Genomic DNA, 21,202 nt, shown 5'->3' on the forward strand with positions numbered 1-21,202 from the left:
CAACCTCCGCTCAAGGGCTGTCCGGCACCGGCCGGTACGGGGTGACTGCGGTGAAGTGCGGCCCGGGCAGGGCCACCGCCACCACATGGGCACCGGCCATGCCCTGGCGGCGACCGGGGCCAAAGCCCAGCGCCGGGGTCAGGCCGGTAGCCACATCGTGCAGGCCTTCCAGTGCGCCAATCAGTTGCTCGCGGCTGGCATCACGGCCGATCTGCTTGAGCGCTTCGCTCAGCAGGCGCAACGCGCACAGGGTATTGACCTGCAACGACGCCTGGCGTGGGTCCAGACCTTGGCGCTGCTGTAGCCCGGCGAGGGTAGCCAGGCCTTGCTCGGTCCAGTCTTCGGGTACATAGGGATAGGCCAGAAACACCCGTTGCGACCATTGTTCGGGCAAGCGCGCCACGGCGCTGGCCACTTGGCTGGACGCGGCGAACAGGTACGGCTTGCGGCCTGCTGCCTGCAATGCCGTCGCCAGTTCGGCAAATGCCTGGGCGCGGCCCAGGAATACAATTCCCTGCCCCTCCACGGCCTTGCCATCGAAGGCCTCAATGGTGGGGGGCGCCCAGCCTTGCTGCAACAGCCGCTCGCGTACCTGCTCGGCCGCGGCTGCCTGCTCGTTGCCGGCGTACACCACGCGCAAATCGCCCGGTGCCAGGCCCAAGGCTGCTCGGGCGTGGCCAGCCAGGCTCAGCAGTTGCGTAGGCAGGCCAGGCAGTGGGTCGAATATCTGTGCGCTGCCACCACTGCGCGGGGTGCTGCCGATCAGGGGCACATTCTGCGGTGCCAGCAAGGAGGCCAAACGCAGGTCGAGCATCGGTGCCAAGGGCGAAATCAGGGCGAACACGCGCTCCTGCTCCAGCAACTGCTGCAAGGCTTGCTCGGCGCTGGCCGGGTCTTCACCCGGGTCCAGCACGACCAGTTGCAGACGCCGCCCGTGAATGCCGCCTTGCTGATTGAGTTGCGCCAGCCCGTCTTCCAGCACCGCGCGTACCACCAGCCCGACCTCGGCCAGCGGCCCGGAGGCAGGCAGCAAGGTGCCCAGGCGCAGTACGCCCTCCTCTATGCCGGGGTCGCGCTCCTCGGCCAGGCGCTTGAGGTAGGCGGTAAGGTTGCGCTGGTCGGCCATGGTCAGTTCGAAGCGTGGCATGGCCGGGTCCAGGCGGTTGCCAGCCGGGTCTACACCCTGCTGGATGGCCCTGGCCAGGCTGCGGTCGGTATAAGCCGGGTAGCTGCGGCCGTTGGCTTCGCGTGCGCCCTGGCCTTGTGCCAAGCGTTGCCAGTCCAGGTTGGGTGGGCGCACGCCGCCTTCGGCGCGGCCACGGCCGTCGTTGCCGTGGCAGCTGGCGCAGGGCAGCACGCTGGCGGGCACACTGATGTCGCTGGCGCCGACCCGGGCCTGCAATTGTGCATCGCTGCTGGAGACCCCTTCGCGGTAGAGGCGTTTGCCGGCTTGTTCGTTGGCAGTGAGATCAAAGGCCAGGGCTGAACTGCAGAGGCTGACACTGACGAGCAACACCATAAATTTTGCAGTGTTCATGCCGGCCTCTTCGCGGGGCAAGCCCGCTCCCACAGGATCAGCACAAGCCTGAGGGCTATGAAAAAACTGTGGGCGCTAACTTTTGCAGTGTTCATGCCGGCCTCTTCGCGGGGCAAGCCCGCTCCCACAGGATCAGTACACGCCTGAGGTCTATGAAAAAACTGTGGGAGCGGGCTTGCCCCGCGAAGAGGCCGGCACGGCGAGCCCAGGCGCGCATGGCAATCACCGCCCTGCCAGAGGCTGGGTCAGTAACTGCATGCGCTGGGCAATCGCTGCCGGTGGTGCATCCGGGCGGATCTTGCTCCAGCGTTTGCCCGCCACATCACCGGCAATCAGCTGCGTGGAATGCTGCTCTGGGCTGGGCAGGAACTGGCCGATGCGGCCGAGCACCAGGTCGACATTGGCTTTGTCGCCGGTCAGGAACAACCAGTTCGGCCCATCCACCCCCTGTTTCTCGGCAAACGCCTTGAGTGCTTGCGGGGTATCGTTGAGCGGGTCGCTGCTGATCGACACGAAGGTCACCTGGCTGGCCAGTTGCGGCCCCATGGCCTGGCGCACTTCGCGCAGCTTGCGGGTGATCAACGGGCAGGCGTCGGTGCAGTGGGTGAAGATCACGTTGAGCATCACCACCTTGTCTTTGAGCACATCACTGTAGAAACGCAGCTCGCGGCCGTTCTGGTCCTTCAGTACGGTATCGGTGAACCAGGTCTGGGCATCGCGGGTGCCGCCGCCACTGGTCATCGCCCGGGGGGCTGGTTGCGGCTCGGGGGCCTGCTCCACGTGGCCTTCGTGGGCGAACGCCACCGAAGCGAGAATCCACAGGCAGCCGCCCAGCACCAGCCAGTCGAAACCGCGCATGCCGCCGCGGGAGGTTACAGAGCTCATGGTTGCACCTCATGGTGGTCGGCAATGGCCGTGCTTTTGGCGTGCGCCCGACGGGCGCTGAGACGGTTTATTTCTTCGATCAGTACCGTTGGGTCGGTGAAGCCGTAGTAGCGCGTCCAGTGCCCGCTTCGCCCGTCACCCACCAGGATCAGCGGCGGGTGCTGGCTGAGGTCGGCGCTGAAGCTGCCCAGGCCCTTGAGGGTTTCGGTGATGGCGTAGGGGGTGCCGGTCAGCCAGCTCCAGCCCGGCCCCTTCTGGAAAGCCTTGGCGTAATCCTGCAGGCGCTTGGCATCGTCACGGTGCGGGTCGACGCTGATCGAGACCATGCTGATCTCCTCACCTACCCGGCCACCCAGCTGTTGCTGGACCTTGCCCATGATCGACGACACCACCGGGCACACCGTTGTGCAGCTGGTATAGATAAAGCCCATGACCACCACGTGGTCACTGACCAGGTCCTGCTCCAGGCGTACCGGCATGCCGTCCTGGTTCAGCAGGGAAACGTCGGCAAAGCGCACACTGGTCTTTTCCTGGCGAGCCGCCGGTGGCGGCTCGGCGTGGCCTTTGTGATCGTGCCCGGCGTGGGCCATGGCCAGGTTGCTGGCAAGGGCCAGGCTCAGGGCCAGCAGTTGGAAAGAATGCTTGGCGTTCATCGCACACTCCTCATGTCAGTCCGGGAAGCGTTGGTCGCTGCGGCCGGCAGGACGCGCAGGCTGGTGTAATTCTCTTCGGCAAACTTGCGTCCCAACGATGGCGACTGCACATGCAGGTACCAGGCGCCGGCTTCGGGCAGTGTCAGGGCCGCCTGATAGACACCCTGCCCCACCTCCAGCAACGGCAGGTTGCGTGGCATGGACGACGGCGCCAGGAAGTAGCGCAGGCTCAGGTCAGTGAGGCCCAGCCGCGGTTGGCCGTCATCACCGACGATGCGTACCCGAGCGGTAATGGCGCTGTGCTGCGGCAGCGGTTGGTCCAGGCCGATGAACTCTGCGTGCGCGCCCTTGCGCTTGCCGGCATTGGGCGCTTCGGCGACATCGGCGCTGAAGCAGTGGATGATCTGCGGCTGGTTGAGCAGAAAAGCCACGTCAAATTTGCCGGCAGCGGGCAGTTTTACCGTTGAGCCGTACACCCCGGGTGCCACCTCGCGCAGGCTGCGGTCGATGACGATGGCGGCGCGGGCCTGATGACCACGGTTGTTGTAACCGGACATCGGCGCATTCATGCCCTCGGCGTAAAAGTAGGTGGTGTTGTCCACCGGGTTGACCACGAACACCGAGTTGTCATCACGTGACACCGACAACCCCTGGGCCAATGGCAGGTCACCCGCCTGGCGCGGCGCTGCAGGGCCGGCCTCAAAGCCCTGAACGATGGGCGAGCGCCCTTCGCCCAGGCTGGACAGGTTGATCATGGTCACTTTCGGGGACGCCAGGCCGCGCACATAGGCATAGGCCTTGGTGAAGGTCAGTTGGTAGGGTTCGGCCGCCACCGGAATCTGGTGGATCAGCTTGTCGGTACTGGCATCGATCACCAGGGCCTGGTTCTCAAGCGTGTTGAGCACCACACCGTAACGGCCATCGCTGCTGAAACGCATCGGCCCCAGGCCCTGCTCGGCCTTGACCGTGTGGCGCAGCTGGTGGCTGCGCGCATCGAACACCCGCACGCTGCCTTCCTCGCCATCGACCACGTAAACGGCCTGGGACAGCGCCGAGTAGCTGACCGACAGCGGGTGCGGGCCAACCTTGATGGTTTTGGCAAGGCGCATTTGCGGGATATCGATGACGCTGAGGGTACCGCTGTCGCGGTTGCTGACGTAGGCAAAGCGCGAGTCGGCGCTGAAGGCAATTTCGTGATGCCCGGTGCCGGTGTTGAAGCTTTTAAGAGGCGTGCGCCCCGGCACGTCGATGACCGTCACCCCACCTTTGGCCGGGTCACTGCTGTTGTTGCCGACCCACAGCCGGTGCTGGTCGGGTTGCAAGGCCACGCGCAGCGGCTGCTCGCCGGCGTCCAGGTCGGCCACGCGGGTGAAGGTTTCGGTATCGATGACCGCCACCTTGCCGCGCTCGGGGATCGACACGAACACTTGCTTGTCGTCGGCAGTGGCCACCCAGTCCATTGGCCGCCCGGGCAGGTCGATGCGGGCCATGGTGCTGGTCACGCCGCCCACCGAAACGGTCGGATCGATCACCGTCAGGCTGGCGTCGTTGTTCAGCATCAACAGGAAGTAGCTGTTCAGGTCGAGCAGCGGTCGGGCGCCGATGCTGCTCTTGAGAAACAGCGCGACCCGCGCCTTGCAGCTTTGGCTGCGGTCGCCTGTCGGGGCCGACTGCGCCGGGTCGATCCACGCCCCCGGCGCCATGCCCGACAGCGGCTGGCCGCTGGTCTGGTCGCTGACCTTGAAGCGGATGTTGGCGAAGGCGCCTTCCTTCAACTCGCCCCCGGCCAGCGGCCGGGCCTCGAACTCCACGGTCACGCCGTCCCGGCTGAGCCGGTGCAGGGCCTGCGGGTCGGCAGGTTCCTGCAACAGCTCGCGCGGATCGCACCAGAGCTTTTCATACGCCACGCCCAGGCCGATCAGCGCCACTCCCAGCAATACCCCCAAGTAAGCAGGGCGAGTCTTTTTGTTCATGCTCGCGCTCCCCTTCTGTCACTGCGCCGGGGCCGTTGCCGGCGGCGCTTCGTTGGTCACCCGCAAAATCCCCCACAACCCGGACAGGTTGCCGTAGGCGGCGTAGTCGCGGAACAGGTAGTCACCCGCCACCGCGTTGGCACCGCCGGCACTGGGCAGCATGAAGCTGAAGTGCGCCGCCGGCAGTACGCTCTCCTGGGCGCCGATGTACATGGCCATCGGGTTGTAGCCGAAACGCACCGAACCAATGCCTGGCAGGCTCATCGGGTAGCCGTCCAGGTCACTTTTCTCGGCCTGGTAGTTGTGCAATGGCCACAGGTGCCCGTCCAGCTGGTAGACCATGCCGCGGCTGCCGCCACTGGGCATCACGATATGGTTGCGCACCGGTTGCCCAGGCTTGGCGTACAGCACCGGGGTCTGCGGGTCGCCACCCACCAGGGCGTTGGCGTAGGCCATATGGGCGTTGGGTACATCACCAAAACCCAGGCCATTGGCACGGCCGAACGGCGAGTCGGGCGCCATGCCGAAGCGCAGCCACAAGGGTTCGGTCTTGTAGTTGACCGCCATGTTGCCGTTGTCTTGCGGGTCACCGGCAGCACCGTTGCCTTCGGTATTGATGCCTTCTACCGGACGACCATCGGCCCAGCGCATGTTCAGTGCGCGCTGCCACACGGTGACGAAGTCGCGGTAGTCCGGCTGGCCGCTGACCTTCACCGTGGCCTGGGCACGTGAAGCGGCGTCCTCGGTCCAGGTGGCGGTTTGCGGCAGAATGCTCATGGCACCCACCAGGCCTTTCTGCGGCTGTTTGATGAAGTCTGACGGGGTCAGGTTGAGGCCGCCGAACTCGATGGCAGTCGTGTTGATGTTGTCCACTGTGCGGCCTAGCTGCGACACCGGTTTGCCTTCACGCTCCAGGTGGCCGGCGTAGTACTGGTACACCTTGGTCGGGTAGGCGCCACTGGTGCCAGCACGTGGCGGTACGGTCTGCACCGGGTTCAGGCCTATGTTGGCGCCGTCGGACTTGGTGATGTCGTAAGCCAGCAACTGCGCATGCAGGCCCACGTGGCTCGACGGCCGCATCAGGTTGTTGGCAAAGGCTGTGGCACCTTCGCTGTCGAAGCGGTCACGCTTGACCACGTTGTGCATCACTGCCGTGCTCGGCAGGTCTGGCATCACCAGCGGCAGGCGGTTCTCCAGGGTGATGCTGATGCAGTCGCCGGCGTTGGCGCGCAGCACCAGAGGCTCTACCGGCACACCCGCCTTGAGCTTGCCGGTGGTGGCGTCGAGGTCAGCCTTGCGCACGTACAGGATCGCGGTCGGGTCATGCAGCGGTGCACTGTGACCACCGATGGTGAAGGGCTCCCCATCCTCGGGGTCTATACCACTCACCAGCGGGATGGCGGTTCTACGGCTATTGAACACCAAGGTGCCGCCGTTGGCCTTGAGCGCGCCACCGACATGTTGGCCGATACCCTCCACGTCATTGATGCTGACGCCATTACGGTTTTCGAGAATGTCATTGGCCAGCGCCGCAACGATCTCGTAGTTGCGCTTGACCGTGGTGCGGGTGCCGATGCCGTTGGGGTTGGCCGTGGTTTTCGGGCAGATGCCGTCAAAGTTCACGGTGTTGCGCATGGCCACCGGTTGCGGGTTGTTGGGCAGCGGGAACAGGTCGGGACGCTGCGCGGTGTAGTTGCGCATGATGCCCCAGATACCGTTCCAGTAGCCTTCCAGGGCGGCGTCCAGCGAGTACAGATAGTCGCCGTTGGTGGCGGCGGAACTGGAGATCATCGACACCGGTGCCATAAAGCCCATCTGCTCGGAGATACCAATCATCTGCGACGACTTCCAGCCCGAGTTTGAGCTATTACCGAAACCTGTGCCGTTCTGCAGCCACTTCACGCCATGCAGGGTGACGTTGTGCTCCTCCTCATGGCCACCGGCGTGCATCCGCAGGCGCACGTTGTCACCGGAGTAGGTGCGCAGCAGCGGGGTGAAAGGGTCGCCCGGCTCGGCGCCAGCCTTGTTGATGTGCGGCGGGAACAGCGTGGTGCCGCCGGTAGGACCCACGGCCGAAGTTATCGCCGAGGGTGACAGGTTCATCGCCGGGATGGCGCGGTCGGTGCGGGTTTGCATGGCATAGCTGAGGTCGCCGGCCAGGCCGTCGGCCTGCATGCCACGCTTGCCGTCCGGGCCAACCTTGTTCGGGTCGAACACGCGCAGGGCCAGCGGCTCGTTGCGATAGTTGACGACGAACATGCCAGGGTCATCCACCGAGATCGCCTGCGGACATGGCCGGCTTGGGCAGCCAGGGTTGATACCGCCACGTTCCTCGACAATGGCCTCCAGCAGGTTCGATGCCTTGCCGCGCACTGGCGGGTTGATTGCGTAGCGGAAGCTGTCGGCGGTGGCCGGGTACGACTGGGCACTGGGCACGCCGTCCGGCCCTGCGCCTACGTAAACCCCGGCTTCATAGGCATGCTGGAAGTCGCTGTATTCCAGGAAGAACTCTCGGTAGCTGTCGTTCTTGCCATCGCCATCGTGGTCGCCAGTCTGGATTACCGCCTGCCATGACGTCGGGCCTCCGTCCTGGCGGGTGGCCGGGTTGTACAGCTGCTCGCCGGTTTCGGCGTGATACCAGGTGGACCCGGCCGGTTCGGCCAGCACGGTGGCATACAGGCCCAGTTGCTGGTGGGTCGATGGGCCAAGGTGGTCGTGGGTGAAGATGGTGCCCAGGCCACGGTCGATGTTATGCACGTTCACCAGCGGGTCTGCGAACCAGCGCTGCATGGCCGTGCGTGCGCCCAGCCAGTCAGCCCGGCCGAAGCGGCCGAAGTACGGATGCTGTCTGGCTTTCGGACAGGCAGCGGTATCGTCGCGGCTATCGCCCTCGGTGCAGCCGTTGTATGCACGAATAGCCTGCACCCGCTCGACCACGCTGCCGGGCGAAAGAATGCCGTCTTCATAGTTCCAGCCATTGGCCGAGCCGTCGGCAGCGGTCAGGTCCCACTTCGGCAAGTGGATGTGCTGGCCAATCACATCGGTCGGGGTGCGCACCTGGTAGTCGTCCATCTCGTAGATGTTCGGGATCAGGTTGGTGTGCTGGTACATGGTGCAGTCGAAGGTGTTCATGCGCATCACCAGTGGCTCTGGCGGGCGCTGCTTGGTGATCACTGGCCAGGCGTCTTCCCACAAGGCGATGATGCGAGCCTGCGGGAAGTGGTAGCCGACCTTGTTGTACACCGCATCGAACTGGATGTTGGCACCTTTGTAGATACGTGGACGGTCGGCGGTAAAGGCGGAAGCGCCACGGAAGTTGACGCCGGTCAGGCTCTCGCCGCTAACGAACTCACCCGCACCGGAGGATTGAGTGAGGCGCCTGCCGCGGTCATCCATGCACGGTTCGTAGAACGGCGCGCCGGCAGTCGGCAAGGCGCCATTGGTGCGAAACGCTTTGGGCACCGGCTGGCTACCAGGGATCAGGGCATAGCTGGGGTGCTCGGCCATGGCGTGGAATTGCATGGCCGCCTGTTCGACATCGGTGCCCTCTTCTGGCAGGTAGATGGCTTTGGCCTTGTGCACGACCTTGGTGAAGTCCAGCTTGGTGGTGGTGGTTTGTGCTTCGCCACCGGCGGATACACCGTCCAGTGCATGGCGGCCAAGGCCGCCGTTCCAGCCATCGACCTGGTTCGCATCCAGGTTGGCCCACAGGGCTTTGCCGCTGTCTTTCAACTGCCGGGCCAGGGCTGGGTCGAGCATGTCCAGCGGCGGGGTCGGCGGGCGGTTGCCGACGCTGCTTTCAATGCCGCCGATCCAGAACGGGTAGCCTGGGTTTTTCAGGGTGCCGTCGGCGTTGCGGTTGGCCTCGGTACGGTCGACCAGCGCCAGCGAGCCCACAGCCTTGCGTACAGCCCCCTGGCTGGCGTGGTCGTCATCGCTCTCTTCTTCGGCGTCGTCATCCTCGGTGGCGGCAACCAGCGCTTCAGAGAGCTTCGGCACGACCACGACCTTGCCGGGCATCGGCGCCATGGCCTTGCCGGGCAACGGTACGATGGCCGGAATCGGCGTGCCGGCGATGATCTCGCCGTCTGGCAGCGCACGGGCCCCCACGGCCGGCTTGCCGCTGCGCAGGGCGAACGGCGTGCTGTGGAAGCCGTTCTCGCCCTGCCCGCTCACCTCAAGGCGGGTGCCTTCTTCGAACACGTCGTGTACGCGCCACATGGCCCACATGCCTTGGGCGAAGTGCGGGTAGAAGTGGCAATGGTAGATGGCATCACCGGCCACCCGGTTGCGGTTCCCTGATCCGCCATTGGCGATTTCGTAGGTGTAGCCGACGCCAGCGCCGATACCCTGGGCATCGATATAGTCGGAATTGTCGTCATTGGGGTTGAATAGCCACTGGTGGCCATGCAAGTGGAAGATGTGCTGTTCGTGGCCGTTGTGGGTGTTGCGGAACTTGGTGAAGTCACCGATATAGCTATGGTGCACGTTGGCCGGCTCTGAGGGATAAAGGGCCATGCTGGCCTTGACCCCGACAGCGCTGGCCGGGGGGACTTCACCCGGGCGGATGTGCTCCAGGCCGACGTTGGCCGGCACATCCACCAGGGTGCCGATGTCACCGACGGTGTGAGCGCTCAGGAAGAACTCTTCGTAAGCGCACGACAGGCAGTCGTGCATCGGGCCTACCCCCAGGCGGTTGGCAACCACTTCGGCACCCATGCCACCGGAACCGTAGTTGATCATGAATGAATCGCGTGTCGGCTCCAGCACATGGCCCATTACCGGGTCAGCCCAGTAGCCGGGGAACGCCTGGGTACCGGCGACCTCGTCGGCGAACTGCGAGGCGAAATCACGGAACGCCTCCAGCCGGTTGGGCAACGCCGGGTTGCGCTTGCCGATGCTTTCCAGTGGGTAGGTCGACTTGGGGAAGCTGCCGTCAGGGTTGGGGCCCATGACGATGGCATCGGTTTCGCTGTTGATGATCTCGTTGCCATTAACCATGGCAATGATCGGTTTGCCAGCCTTGCCCTCGGTGATCCAAGGCTCTGCCTGGGGGTAGCGGGCTTCATAGTCGATCACTGGCTGGCCGGTGGCAGTGCGGCCGGTCGTGGCCAGGCGCATTTCTTCTTCGGTGAGGGTGTTGCGGTAGGTGCGGCCCAACTTGGGTACCACCACCACCTGACCGAACAGGCCATTGGCAACATTGCCTGCCGTGCCTTCGCCGCCGAACGTGGCGGCCTTGCTGGTAGCGGCAAATGCCCCTTCGCGCTCGGCATACAAGGTATAGCTGCGGGTGCTGCCGGGGCTGGCGAAGAAATTGCCGTTGCGCCCGGTATAGGCGGAGATGTCGGCGATACTGTTGACCGCCTGCATGCCGTTGACCTGGAAGCCGACCATGCGCTCGGCGACCTGTTCGTCGGCTACAACGCCTTCACCGCCTTGGTTTTCAACCTCCGGCCCCTCCTCCTCACCCTCGGGCTCTTCGGCCTCGATGCCGTGCTTGTTGGGGTTGGCCTGGTAAGCCAGCAGGTTGGTCAGGTTGACTGTGAGGCAGTCACCGGCTGCTACCCGCAGCACAATCGGCCGCGGGCGCTTGTCGGGGCGCAGGGTGACCTTGCCCGGCACTGCGGCGCCACCCTTGCTGAGGGGGACCTGTTTGTCGTCCACCACATCTTCGCGCAGGGCGAACATCATGCCGTTGGCGTTTTGTGCGCCAAGGCGGTTGAACATCAGTGGCTGGTCCAGTGCCACCACGTTGGCGACCAAGGTGCGCTGGCACTGCACGGCCGCCTCGCTGGTCGCTTCCCAGCCTAACAGGGCCAGAACGAGTGATGACAGAAGGGGGCCTTTGCGTGGCGTCGACATGCTACACCTCCGGGGCACGGGAACTCTGTGGAGGGGTGGAGCAAGGTGTATGCCAGAAGGATATTTTTATTATTTATCAGGGGCTTGCACGATCAATCGAAACAAATTGGGGAGGATCCCCCGGCGGTTTTCCCCGATTTGGGGGCAACGGGTTGCATGACTTGAAGGCGATGCAATCACTGTGGGAGCGGCCATGGCCACGAACACCGGCGAAGCCGGTGCCATGCACCGAGTCGCCTGCTTCGCGGGCACACCCGCTCCCACAGAAAGGAAGGGTACGACGTCAGCCGACCAGACCACGTACGCAGAAATACAGAATCGACGGCCCCATCAGGCACCCCAACCCGGTATGGAAGGTGGCGGTCAATGCGCCATACGGCACCAGCCGCCGGTCCGTCGCCGCCAGCCCGGCCGTCACCCCCGACACGGTTCCGGCCAACCCGCCGAACACCATCGCCGAGCGCGGGTTGTCGAGCGCCAGCAGGCGCGCCGACACCGGGGTGAACACCATCACCAGGATCGCCTTGATCAGCCCGGTGGCAATCGACAAAGCCATCACGTCCGAGCTGGCACCCAGCGCCGCCCCGGTCACCGGGCCGACGATATAGGTCACGGCACCTGCGCCGATGGTGGTCATGCTCACCGCATCGCGGTAGCCGAAGGCGTAGGCGACTGCCGCGCCAACTATGAATGGCAGCACCGTGCCCAGCAGCAGCGCCACCAAGCCAATCATCCCGGCTTTGCGCGCTTCGGTGGCCTGCACCTCGAAGGCAGTGGCTACAATGGCGAAGTCACGCAGCATGGCCCCGCCCATCAGGCCGATACCGGAGAACAGCGCCATGTCGGCCAGGCCTTTCTGCCCGCCCGTCACGGTGCCGCCTACCCAGGCCAGCACCAGGCCGATGACGATCGCGATAGCCGAGCCGTGCACCCGGCCGAAGGTGAGGTATTTCGACAGCACAACCGACAACCACATGATTGCGCCCACCGCAGCAAAGGCGGTGACCAGGCCGTTGTGTTCCAAGGCATTTTCAATAATCGGCCACATGTTCAACGACCTCCTGCAGGGGTAACCTGCGCGCGGGTTTCAGGGGCGGGTTCAAGCGCGGGCAAAGGCTCACCGCGGTGGCTGCGGCTGATCAGGGCAATAGTCGCGCCGCACACCAGCACCGCGCCCACTGCCGCCAGCAGCGCCACCGGCCCGCCGTGCAGGGCGGTGACCACATTCTGCTGGGCCGCCATGGCCACCACTACCGGGATGTACATGGCACCCCAGAAGCCGACACCGAACTCGCATTCCTTGCTCATGCCGCCATTGCGGTGCATGTACAGCCGCGCGCAGATCAGCAGGATCATGGCGATGCCCACCCCGCCCACATTGGATTTGACGCCCAGCAGCACGCCCAGGAAGTCGCCGACGATAACGCCAGCAAGCGTGCAGACCGCCAGCAGTGCCACACCATAGATGATCATTATTGTTGTCCTCAGGTAGTGTCGAAGTTGCTTGTTGTTGTTCTTCGTAAACACACACTTATGCGGCGTTCGCGGTCTTTGTGGTAGCGGCCTTGTGTGGCGACAGGGGTGCGCAGCGCCCCCAAGGATCTTCGCTTCACTTCAGAATTGCCGGGGCCGCTCTGCGGCCCAATCGCGACGCAAGGCCGCTCCCACAGGGATTGCGTTAGCCAGCCATCATCGCCGGTCAGCCACCTCCTGGCGCAGCAGCGCATTCAGGGTGTCCCAACGGGTGCCTTCCACGGCCACTACCCTGCCCTGTTCGAACACGGCCCGGGCCAGCCCGCTGAGCACGCTGCCGGGCGGTATTTCCAGGTGCAGTCGCACGCCACGCTCAAAGGCGTTGCGCAACGTGGCACGCCAGTCGACCACCCTTGCCATGTTGCCCGCCAGGTCGTCGCGCAGGCGCTGCGGGTCGAACACCGGGCGCGCGCTGCTGCCGCTGAGGTAGGTGATGCGTGGGCGGTGCAACTCGACCGAGGCGAAGGCACTGGCCAGTTCCGCTGCCGGGCCATCAAGCAGCGGGCAATGCGAAGGCACGCTGACCGCAAGGCGCCGGGCGACGCCTTGGCCAAGACGACGCGCACGGGCTGCGACCGCAGCCATCGCCGAATCGCTACCGGCGATGACAATCTGGTTTTCACTGTTGAGGTTTGCGACATGCACCTCACCGCCGGCATCCACCAGCAAACGCTCGACAGTGGCCAAGTCCATGCCATTGAGTGCAGTCATGCCGTAGCCTTGCGGATAGGCACACTGCATCAACCGGCCACGCAGGGCGACCAGGCGCACGGCATCGGCAAAACCCAGGGCGCCCGCCGTGACAGCTGCGGGATAAGCGCCAATCGACAAGCCCGCCACATAATCCGGCGCAGGGCTGCGCTGCATCAGCCAACGTGCCCAGGCCACGCCACTCAGCAGCAGGCACAGCTGAACCGCCCGGGTAGACTGCAGCGCTTGCGGGCTGTCCAGCGCCTGCGCAGCTTCGCCCAGGGTATCGCTGGCCTCCTCCAGCAGCTGCCCGGCGCCCTCTGGCAGATGCTGCAGCATCCCCACCTGCTGAGCCCCCTGGCCAGGGAAGGCGAACAGGCTGCTCATGCGGCACGCTCCATCACTGCCCAAGGCTCGCTGACCAAGCGCGGGCCATGCGGCGACTTGAGCAGCACGCGGCGGGCAAAACCGGCCCATTCGCGCAAGGCAATGGCGCCTGCCGGGGTTTCCAGTTGCACATCGATACGGCACGGCGCGCAGTCGAGGATATCCTGCAGCTCCCGCGCCTGAGCGCGGGCCAGTGGTTGCGGGGTACGCAGCAGCAGGTCCAGGTCACTGTCGGCGTGTACCACTTCAACGCCGGTCGCAATCTGATACCCCACCCCGCCCGTCGGCCCCCATTCCAGGCCGCTGGCCTGCAATACCGGGGCGACCGAGGCCAGTGCCTGTAGCGCAGGCCATGGGCTTTGTACGTTCACACGCAGCACTTCGGGGCCTTGCCGACGCTGGATATCGGCCAGGCGCATCAACACACCCAACCGCTGTGCCCGGCCCACACCACGCACCCCAACCGCCACCCAGCCATCCTCACAGGTGGCGCGGCGCACCACCACCGGCCGGCCGCTTGCCAGCACGTCCTGCGCCCACTGCGGCGCATCGGCGGGCAAGCCCGACACGGGCATCCCCCACAGCAGGTCGTGCGGCCTTGGCGCGCTCATCTCAAGCGCCCTGCCACTGGCGGCGCAGCTGTTCGCGTACCAGGCGCGAAGCGCTGCGGTTTTCCCCCGCCAGCCGTGACGACAGGTCGGTCGAGCTGCCAATATCGTGCACCGCCTCTGCCAGGCAGGCACGCACCTGGGCAATGTCGGCGCGGCTCGGTGCCTCGGCGTTGTCCACTGTCAGGCGGCGCCACAGCAGGCCCAGCGAGGCGTAGCTGGCCAGGTCGTAGGCCATGGGGGGCACTTCGGCGGCCAGAGCCTCAAGTTGCTCGACGCTTCGCAGGGTAATCCGCGCCGCAGCCGCCTTGCCCATGGCATGCACCATGACCCCGGCATCGTCCAGGGCGATCAGGCGCTGGGCTTGGTAACCGTGGGCAAGAAAGGCACCGGACATGGCCTTGCCGACCAGCAGACCGATTACCGGGTGCCCGGCCAACCGCGCCTGGGCGTAGGCCTGCACGGCCCCGGCCAGTGCCTGGTGAATGCCCAACGCCTCCTCGCGGCGGCCGTAGGCCTGGCTGGGCACGTCGACCACCGCGACAATGGCCCGCTTCTGGCCATTGCGGTCAGCTTCCACCGCCTCGCTCACCGCCTTGGCCAGGCCCCAACCTTCCAGCAGGCCGACCTCGCCCGAGCGGGCACGGGGGAATGGGTTGTCGGCATCGGGTACCACGGCGATGAAGCGCGCCAGGCGGTTGTCCAGTTCGCCGTCGATCACCCGCAGCGACGCAGGGTAGCCCGGCAAGGCTTGCCCGCCGGCCAGGCCCGGCAGCCAGTTCAAGGCACGGTTCATTAGGCTTCTCCTTGATAAAGGGCGCGCACGGCGGCGGCATCCAGTTGTGGGCAGTTTTCGCCCAGCCGGGCCAGCCGGTCGAGGAACCAGGCGTGCTGGCTGACGCGGTCTTTGGAGGGTGCGTCGAGCAGTTGCAACAAGCGATCGCGCAGTGCATCGATATCATCGGCCACATAGCCGTCCACCAACCCGCTGGCGTAGCGTTGCTCGCCACCCGTCAGGCTCCAGATGAAGGGGCGGTCCTTGGCATCGTATTCGCCGATGCCGGCTTCCTGCTCGATCACCTGCGGGCCGTTGAGGCCCAGACGCGCTTCGCGGGTCACCAGCAGGTGGCTGCACAGGCCTGCGGCGATGGACATGCCGCCAAAGCAACCTACCGAACCTGCGATCAGGCCGATCACCGGCTGCAAGGCCCGCAGCTCGACAATCGCCGCCTGGATCTCGGCAATCGCCGCCAGGCCCAGGTTGGCCTCTTGCAGGCGAACGCCACCGGTTTCCAGCAGCAACACAGCGCAGGTGGGAGTACCGTTGCGAGTGTCTTCGATGGCCAGCTCCAAGGCGCCGGCGATTTTTGCACCACCCACCTCGCCCATGCTGCCCCCCTGGAAGCCACCTTCAATGGCAGCGACTACGGCATGGCGCCCGTTCAGCCGGCCTTTGGCGATAACCACGCCATCATCGGCCTGAGGCACGATGCCCTGTCGCGGCAGCCACGGCGACATCAGCCGATCGAACGGGCCCAGCAGTTCACGGAAGCTGCCCGGGTCGAGCACGGCGCGGGCGCGCTGTCGGGCGCCCAGTTCGACAAAGCTGCGGCTGCGCAGCAAACGTTCGGTGTCAGTCATGGGCAATCTCCTCGAAGCCTTGCTCAAGGCGCAAGCGCACCACGCCTGGCGTGGCGCCGAAATCGTGGATGTCGATGTTCACGGCCGGCCAGGTACGGCCCTCGAACAGGCGCTGGAACAGTTGCGCCCAGCGGGCACCGCTGCCATTGACCGAGGTCATTACCTGGATGTGCAGGCTGCCGGCAGTGCCGGGCTCGATCAGCACCTCGAGGTCGCCGGAGCTGACGCAGCCCACCAGCGTGCGGCCACGGCCAGGCTCGGCGGCGGGGAATTGAAAATTCAGGGTTTCCATTTCACAGGCTCCCGGCTTTGTCGAGGAACAGGCAGGCGGCCAGCAAATCGGCGGCGCCGCCCGGTGAGGCGTTCAGGTGCAGCAGTTGCTGGTCCAGCCCGCGCAGGTGCCGGCGCCCGGCCAAGGTGGCGCTGCCGCCCTCGGCAAGTACGGCGCGGGCACCTTGCTGGACGGCAGCCAGCCCGGCCGGGCCGCTGCGCCAGAGCACACAGGTGTCGCTGAGCACGGCCATGATTGCCAGTAACGCATCAAGCCGGGCATGCGACTCGCTGGCCCCGGCAGCGCGGCTACGTTGCAGTTGTGGCAGGCCGTACCCGACCACGGCGGGGAAGCCTTGCTGTGCCTGTTCGCGGGCACCGCCGGTGCCGTAGCGGTGGCGTACCTGCGAGCCGTGGCTGTCCTGGCGCGGCATGGCCGGGTCGTCGAACAGCGCGATGCGCCCGGCACGGGCGGCCAGCGTGCAGGCGTCTGCCTGGGTATCGAGGGCCGTGGACGCCACCAGCAGGCCCAGTGCCCAGATGGCGCCGCGGTGGGTGTTTACCCCGTGGGTGGCGGCAAGCATCGCGGCCTCGCCTTCGCGGCCGAGCTGGCCCAGTGCGGCGCGCAGAGGTTGACCAACCTGGCCGATGGACTGGGCGGCTTCGGCCATGTTGCGCAGGCATGGCCACAAGGCCAGGGCCGAAGCGTGCATCAAGGTCAGGGTCATGTCTTTGTGGGCGCCGTTGCTGCGGCGGTCGACCAGCCCGGGTTTGGGGGACAGGTCGGCTTCGTCGATCAGGGCTTCAACGGCCAGGTCGGCGAGGTGGTCGGCCAGGGGAATTTCGGTTGCCTGGGCTGGCCTCTTCGCCGGTGAACCCGCTCCCACAGGAACCTGGGGGAGTGCGAGAATGAGTGCTTTCATCACCAGCTCCTGAACCGTGCAGGCGGGTTGTAGAGGCCGCCGGACCACTCGACCAGCTCGGCAATGCTGCGGGCGGCCAGCAGCTCGCGGCTGGCGTCGGTGCGGCGAATGCCCAAGTCTTCGGGCAAGGCGATCAGGCCTTGCTGGCGCATGCGCAGGGTGTCTTTCGGATCGTGGCGCAGGCCGATGGCGGTAACCCCTGCCACGGCGGCGATCATCTGCTGGCGTTCTTCCAGGCTGCGGGCCTTGTACAGGTAGGCAATGCCCTCCTCGGTCAGCAGGTGGGTGACGTCATCGCCGTAGATCATCACCGGCGCCAACGGCATGCCGGCCTTCTTGGCGACTTCCACGGCATCGAGGGTTTCCACGAAGGTGGGCTTGCCGCCTTCCTGGTAGGTTTCGACCATTTGCACCACCAGCTTGCGGCCGCGCTCCAGCAGGGTTTCCGGCACGGTCATGTCGAGCCAGGCCGGGGTCGCGTGGCGCCGGCCACGCGGGTCGTGGCCCATATTCGGCGCACCGCCAAAACCGGCCAGGCGGCCGCGGGTCACGGTCGAGGAATGGCCATCGCCATCCACTTGCAAAGTGGCGCCAATAAACAGGTCGACAGCGTATTGCCCCGCCAGCTGGCACATCATGCGGTTGGAGCGCAGCGAACCATCGCGGCCGGTGAAGAACACGTCCGGGCGCTGGGCTATGTAGTCCTCCATGCCCAGCTCGGTGCCGAAGCAGTGCACGCTTTGCACCCAGCCGGTCTCGATGGCCGGGATCAGGGTCGGGTGAGGGTTGAGCGTCCAGTTGCGGCAGATCTTGCCCTTCAGGCCCAGAGACTCGCCGTAGGTGGGCAAGATCAGCTCGATGGCGGCGGTATTGAAGCCGATGCCGTGGTTCAGCGACTGCACCTGGTGTTTTTCGTAGATGCCGCGTATGGCCATCATCGCCATGAGCACATGCACCGGCTTGATGTGGCGCGGGTCTCGGGTAAACAGCGGCTCGATGTAGAAAGGCTGGTCGGCCACCACCACAAAGTCGACCCAGGACGCCGGTATGTCGACCCGTGGCAGGTCATCGACGCGGTCCACCAGCTGGTTGACCTGAGCGATGACGATGCCGTCGCTGAAGGCAGCAGGCTCTACCAGTGCGGGGGTATCTTCGGTGCTGGGGCCAGTGTACAGGTTGCCGTCACGGTCGGCCATGAAACCGGCCACCAGGGTGACATTGGGGATCAGGTCGACCAGCAGCCGCGAGTACAGTTCGATATAGGTGTGGATGGCACCGACTTCGAGCAGGCCATCTTCCAGCAACTGGCCGATGCGCAGGCTCTGCGGGCCGGCGAAGGAAAAGTCGAGCTTGCGGGCAATGCCGCGTTCGAACAGGTCAAGGTGCTCGGCGCGGCTGACGCTGGGCATGATCATGTGCAGGTCGTGCAGGCGCCCGGGGTCGACTTTGGCCAGCGAGCGCGACAGGAAGTCGGCCTGCTTCTGGTTGTTGCCTTCCAGCACCACCCGGTCGCCGGGGGCCAGCAACAGTTCGAGGGCTTCGACGATACGTTCGGTGGGCAGCACCACGCCGTCGGCAAGGTGGCGGACCCGATCGAGGCGGCGCTGCTTTTCGGCGCGCCGCCGCGACCATTGCGGCGGTGGATTCTGAGTTATTGTCATGGTGACTCCACAGGTTCGCTGTCGTGGACATCACCTTAGGGCTGTGCTGCCCGGCGGATCAATCAAGCTGCCGGTGTGTTCATTACGGTAAGGTTAATGAACTGCCCTGCTAGAGGACTCACCCACGGCAAAAATGCACGATACCCCTGCATAATTGTCGATTGTGCAGGGCAAATTCGCATGACAGGATCCTGCGATCCTCCAGCGAACTCCAGACTTCACTTGGAAAATCAATAACAAAGCAGGGAGAACGCAATGACTGCGCACGCTCAAACCTTGGCAACCGAGCCTGTACTGGCCGAAGTCCGCAACCAGGTTGGCCACCTGACCCTGAACCGCCCCGCCGGCTTGAATGCCCTCACCCTGGACATGGTTCGTAGCCTGCGCCAGCACCTGGATCAGTGGGCCGAAGACCCGCACGTGCGCGCCGTGGTGCTGCGCGGCGAGGGGCCCAAAGGCTTCTGTGCCGGTGGTGACATCCGCTCGCTGCACGACAGTTTCAAAGCGGGCGACACGCTGCATGAAACCTTCTTTGTCGAGGAATACGCCCTCGACCTGCTCATCCACCGCTACCGCAAGCCCGTGTTGGTACTGATGGACGGCTTCACCCTCGGCGGCGGCATGGGCCTGGCCCAGGGCTGCGACCTGCGCGTGGTCACCGAGCGCAGCCGGCTGGGCATGCCCGAAGTGGGCATCGGCTACTTCCCCGATGTCGGCGGCAGCTACTTCCTGTCGCGCATCCCCGGCGAGCTGGGGATTTACCTGGGCGTCAGCGGCACCCAGATCCAGGCGGCCGACGCCCTTTACTGCGGCTTGGCCGACTGGTACCTGGCCAGTGACCAGCTTGCCGCCCTCGACCAGGGCCTGGAGCAACTGAGCTTTGGCGACAACCCGCTCAAGGACCTGCAGAACCTGCTGGCCAGGCTCGGCACCCAGGTTTTGAGTGATGCCCCCCTGGAAAAACTGCGTCCGGTCATCGATCACTTCTTCTCCCTGCCCACCCTGCAAGCCATCGTCGAGCAACTGCGTGCGGTCAGCATCGGCGACAGCCATGCCTGGGCCGTGGCCGCCGCCGACCAGCTGGAAAGCCGCTCACCGCTGGCCATGGCGGTTACTCTGGAGATGTTGCGCCGCGGTCGCCAGCTAGGGCTGGAAGACTGCTTTGCCATGGAGCTGCACCTGGACCGCCAGTGGTTCCAGCATGGCGACATCATCGAAGGCGTGCGCGCCCTGATCATCGACAAGGACAAACAGCCTCGCTGGAACCCGCCGACCCTGGCCGCGCTGCAGCAGCAGCGGGTGGACCAATTCTTCGAAGGCCTGTGAGCCCGGGAGTACACAGATGCAAGACCTTGAACTGAGCGAAGAACAGATCATGATCCGCGACATGGCCCGGGATTTTGCCCGCGGCGAGATCGCCCCACACGCCCAGGCCTGGGAAAAGGCCGGCTGGATCGATGACGGCGTGGTGCGCAAGATGGGCGACCTGGGCCTGCTGGGCATGGTGGTACCAGAGGACTTCGGCGGCAGCTACACCGACTACGTCGCCTACGCCCTGGCCGTGGAAGAAATCGCCGCAGGCTGCGGCGCCACCGGGGCGATGATGAGCATTCACAACTCGGTAGGCTGCGGCCCTCTGCTGGCCTACGGTACTGCCGAGCAACAACAGCAATGGCTGCCACGCCTGGCCAGCGGCGAGGTGATTGGCTGCTTCTGCCTGACAGAGCCCCAGGCCGGCTCCGAGGCGCACAACCTGCGCACCCGCGCCGAACGGGTCGATGGCGAGTGGGTAATCAATGGTGCCAAACAATTCGTCAGCAATGCACGCCGCGCCGGCTTGGCCATCGTCTTCGCGGTGACCGACCCGGAGCTGGGCAAGAAGGGCCTCTCGGCGTTCCTGGTGCCCACCGACAACCCGGGCTTCAAGGTCGACCGCAGCGAGCACAAGATGGGCATCCGCGCCTCCGACACCTGCGCGGTCACCTTCGACAATTGCCGCATCCCCGCAGCCAACATCCTTGGCGAGCGTGGCAAGGGCCTGGCCATCGCCCTGTCCAACCTTGAAGGCGGCCGTATCGGCATCGCCGCCCAGGCGTTAGGCATTGCCCGTGCAGCCTTCGAGGCGGCGCTGGTCTACTCGCGCGACCGGGTGCAATTTGGCAAACCGATCAACGAACACCAAAGCATCGCCAACCTGCTGGCCGACATGCAGGTACAGGTAAACGCCGCACGTTTGCTGATCCTGCATGCCGCCCGCCTGCGCAGCGCCGGCAAACCGTGCCTGTCGGAGGCATCACAGGCCAAGCTGTTCGCGTCGGAAATGGCCGAGCGGGTGTGTTCGATGGCGATCCAGGTGCATGGCGGGTATGGCTACCTGGAAGATTACCCGGTGGAACGCTATTACCGCGATGCGCGGATTACCCAGATCTATGAGGGGTCGAGCGAGATCCAGCGCATGCTGATTGCACGCGAGCTGAAGCACTACCCCCTGTAGTACGGCGGTCCCCATCTGTGGGAGCGGCCTTGCGGCCCAATCGCGGCACAAGGCCGCTCCCACAAGTAAGCGGATCTGCGTT

Annotated in this window: 16 protein-coding genes; 2 read left to right on the plus strand and 14 right to left on the minus strand. The window is 65.3% G+C overall.

Annotated features, from left to right (window positions below):
* Positions 1-10: 10 nt before the first annotated feature.
* From AC07XM_RS03955 to mdcA, 14 genes are all read right to left on the minus strand, one after another.
* A complete protein-coding gene (locus AC07XM_RS03955; protein ID WP_102688799.1) occupies positions 11-1,537 on the minus strand; it encodes an ABC transporter substrate-binding protein in 1,527 nt (508 codons plus the stop codon).
* Positions 1,538-1,759: 222 nt separating this feature from the next.
* The gene (locus AC07XM_RS03960; protein WP_102688798.1) at positions 1,760-2,422 is read right to left on the minus strand and encodes an SCO family protein; all 663 of its coding nucleotides are present in this window, start codon (positions 2,420-2,422) and stop codon (positions 1,760-1,762) included.
* Positions 2,419-3,075 (minus strand): SCO family protein, encoded by a 657-nt coding sequence (locus AC07XM_RS03965; RefSeq protein WP_102688797.1) that lies wholly within the window; start codon positions 3,073-3,075, stop codon positions 2,419-2,421. The genes AC07XM_RS03960 and AC07XM_RS03965 overlap by 4 nt, the downstream gene beginning before the upstream one ends.
* Positions 3,072-5,048 carry a cytochrome D1 domain-containing protein gene (locus AC07XM_RS03970; protein ID WP_016487354.1) on the minus strand — a complete coding sequence of 659 codons (1,977 nt, stop codon included), beginning with the start codon at positions 5,046-5,048 and terminating at the stop codon, positions 3,072-3,074. Before AC07XM_RS03970 ends, AC07XM_RS03965 begins: the two co-directional genes overlap by 4 nt.
* Positions 5,049-5,066: 18 nt before the next feature.
* Positions 5,067-10,913, minus strand: coding sequence for a manganese-oxidizing multicopper oxidase MnxG (gene mnxG / locus AC07XM_RS03975; protein WP_102688796.1), 5,847 nt, complete (start codon positions 10,911-10,913; stop codon positions 5,067-5,069).
* A 283-nt stretch (positions 10,914-11,196) separates the two neighbouring features.
* Complete coding sequence (gene madM / locus AC07XM_RS03980) at positions 11,197-11,961, minus strand: malonate transporter subunit MadM (protein WP_016487356.1); 765 nt, start codon at positions 11,959-11,961, stop codon at positions 11,197-11,199.
* Positions 11,962-11,963: 2 nt separating this feature from the next.
* Positions 11,964-12,386 carry a malonate transporter subunit MadL gene (gene madL, locus AC07XM_RS03985; RefSeq protein WP_016487357.1) on the minus strand — a complete coding sequence of 141 codons (423 nt, stop codon included), beginning with the start codon at positions 12,384-12,386 and terminating at the stop codon, positions 11,964-11,966.
* 216 nt (positions 12,387-12,602) lie between these two features.
* Entirely contained in the window at positions 12,603-13,523 is a 921-nt protein-coding gene (gene mdcH, locus AC07XM_RS03990) for a malonate decarboxylase subunit epsilon (RefSeq protein WP_102688794.1), read from the minus strand.
* On the minus strand, positions 13,520-14,134 hold the full coding sequence (locus AC07XM_RS03995) for a malonate decarboxylase holo-ACP synthase (RefSeq protein ID WP_024717553.1): 615 nt from the start codon (positions 14,132-14,134) through the stop codon (positions 13,520-13,522). Before AC07XM_RS03995 ends, mdcH begins: the two co-directional genes overlap by 4 nt.
* Position 14,135: 1 nt before the next feature.
* Positions 14,136-14,927: a biotin-independent malonate decarboxylase subunit gamma gene (gene mdcE / locus AC07XM_RS04000; RefSeq protein WP_016487360.1), complete on the minus strand. Its 792-nt coding sequence runs from the start codon at positions 14,925-14,927 to the stop codon at positions 14,136-14,138.
* Positions 14,927-15,772: a biotin-independent malonate decarboxylase subunit beta gene (locus AC07XM_RS04005; protein WP_016487361.1), complete on the minus strand. Its 846-nt coding sequence runs from the start codon at positions 15,770-15,772 to the stop codon at positions 14,927-14,929. The genes mdcE and AC07XM_RS04005 overlap by 1 nt, the downstream gene beginning before the upstream one ends.
* Positions 15,765-16,064, minus strand: a complete 300-nt coding sequence (locus tag AC07XM_RS04010; protein WP_102688793.1) for a malonate decarboxylase subunit delta — start codon at positions 16,062-16,064, stop codon at positions 15,765-15,767. The genes AC07XM_RS04005 and AC07XM_RS04010 overlap by 8 nt, the downstream gene beginning before the upstream one ends.
* A gap of 1 nt (position 16,065) precedes the next feature.
* Complete coding sequence (locus tag AC07XM_RS04015; RefSeq protein WP_060518145.1) at positions 16,066-16,965, minus strand: triphosphoribosyl-dephospho-CoA synthase; 900 nt, start codon at positions 16,963-16,965, stop codon at positions 16,066-16,068.
* Entirely contained in the window at positions 16,965-18,626 is a 1,662-nt protein-coding gene (gene mdcA / locus AC07XM_RS04020) for a malonate decarboxylase subunit alpha (protein ID WP_016487364.1), read from the minus strand. Before mdcA ends, AC07XM_RS04015 begins: the two co-directional genes overlap by 1 nt.
* A gap of 255 nt (positions 18,627-18,881) precedes the next feature.
* On the opposite strand from mdcA, the gene AC07XM_RS04025 reads away from it, so the two are divergent.
* Both AC07XM_RS04025 and AC07XM_RS04030 read left to right on the plus strand, forming a co-directional pair.
* Positions 18,882-19,952 carry an enoyl-CoA hydratase/isomerase family protein gene (locus AC07XM_RS04025; RefSeq protein ID WP_102688792.1) on the plus strand — a complete coding sequence of 357 codons (1,071 nt, stop codon included), beginning with the start codon at positions 18,882-18,884 and terminating at the stop codon, positions 19,950-19,952.
* A 16-nt stretch (positions 19,953-19,968) separates the two neighbouring features.
* A complete protein-coding gene (locus tag AC07XM_RS04030) occupies positions 19,969-21,120 on the plus strand; it encodes an acyl-CoA dehydrogenase family protein (RefSeq protein WP_016487366.1) in 1,152 nt (383 codons plus the stop codon).
* Positions 21,121-21,202: the final 82 nt, after the last annotated feature.

It is taken from the genome of Pseudomonas sp. GW460-LB5 (genome assembly GCF_059423245.1).

Bases quoted from the DNA above. Each gene is read 5' to 3' on its own strand.
- AC07XM_RS04030 (WP_016487366.1), top strand. From the start codon at position 19,969: ATGCAAGACCTTGAACTGAGCGAAGAACAGATCATGATCCGCGACATG.
- AC07XM_RS04025 (WP_102688792.1), top strand. From the start codon at position 18,882: ATGACTGCGCACGCTCAAACCTTGGCAACCGAGCCTGTACTGGCCGAA.
- mdcE (WP_016487360.1), bottom strand. From the start codon at position 14,927: ATGAACCGTGCCTTGAACTGGCTGCCGGGCCTGGCCGGCGGGCAAGCC.
- AC07XM_RS03955 (WP_102688799.1), bottom strand. From the start codon at position 1,537: ATGAACACTGCAAAATTTATGGTGTTGCTCGTCAGTGTCAGCCTCTGC.
- AC07XM_RS03965 (WP_102688797.1), bottom strand. From the start codon at position 3,075: ATGAACGCCAAGCATTCTTTCCAACTGCTGGCCCTGAGCCTGGCCCTT.
- AC07XM_RS04005 (WP_016487361.1), bottom strand. From the start codon at position 15,772: ATGACTGACACCGAACGTTTGCTGCGCAGCCGCAGCTTTGTCGAACTG.
- AC07XM_RS03995 (WP_024717553.1), bottom strand. From the start codon at position 14,134: ATGAGCGCGCCAAGGCCGCACGACCTGCTGTGGGGGATGCCCGTGTCG.
- mnxG (WP_102688796.1), bottom strand. From the start codon at position 10,913: ATGTCGACGCCACGCAAAGGCCCCCTTCTGTCATCACTCGTTCTGGCC.
- AC07XM_RS03960 (WP_102688798.1), bottom strand. From the start codon at position 2,422: ATGAGCTCTGTAACCTCCCGCGGCGGCATGCGCGGTTTCGACTGGCTG.
- AC07XM_RS04015 (WP_060518145.1), bottom strand. From the start codon at position 16,965: ATGAAAGCACTCATTCTCGCACTCCCCCAGGTTCCTGTGGGAGCGGGT.
- AC07XM_RS04010 (WP_102688793.1), bottom strand. From the start codon at position 16,064: ATGGAAACCCTGAATTTTCAATTCCCCGCCGCCGAGCCTGGCCGTGGC.
- mdcA (WP_016487364.1), bottom strand. From the start codon at position 18,626: ATGACAATAACTCAGAATCCACCGCCGCAATGGTCGCGGCGGCGCGCC.
- madM (WP_016487356.1), bottom strand. From the start codon at position 11,961: ATGTGGCCGATTATTGAAAATGCCTTGGAACACAACGGCCTGGTCACC.
- AC07XM_RS03970 (WP_016487354.1), bottom strand. From the start codon at position 5,048: ATGAACAAAAAGACTCGCCCTGCTTACTTGGGGGTATTGCTGGGAGTG.
- mdcH (WP_102688794.1), bottom strand. From the start codon at position 13,523: ATGAGCAGCCTGTTCGCCTTCCCTGGCCAGGGGGCTCAGCAGGTGGGG.
- madL (WP_016487357.1), bottom strand. From the start codon at position 12,386: ATGATCATCTATGGTGTGGCACTGCTGGCGGTCTGCACGCTTGCTGGC.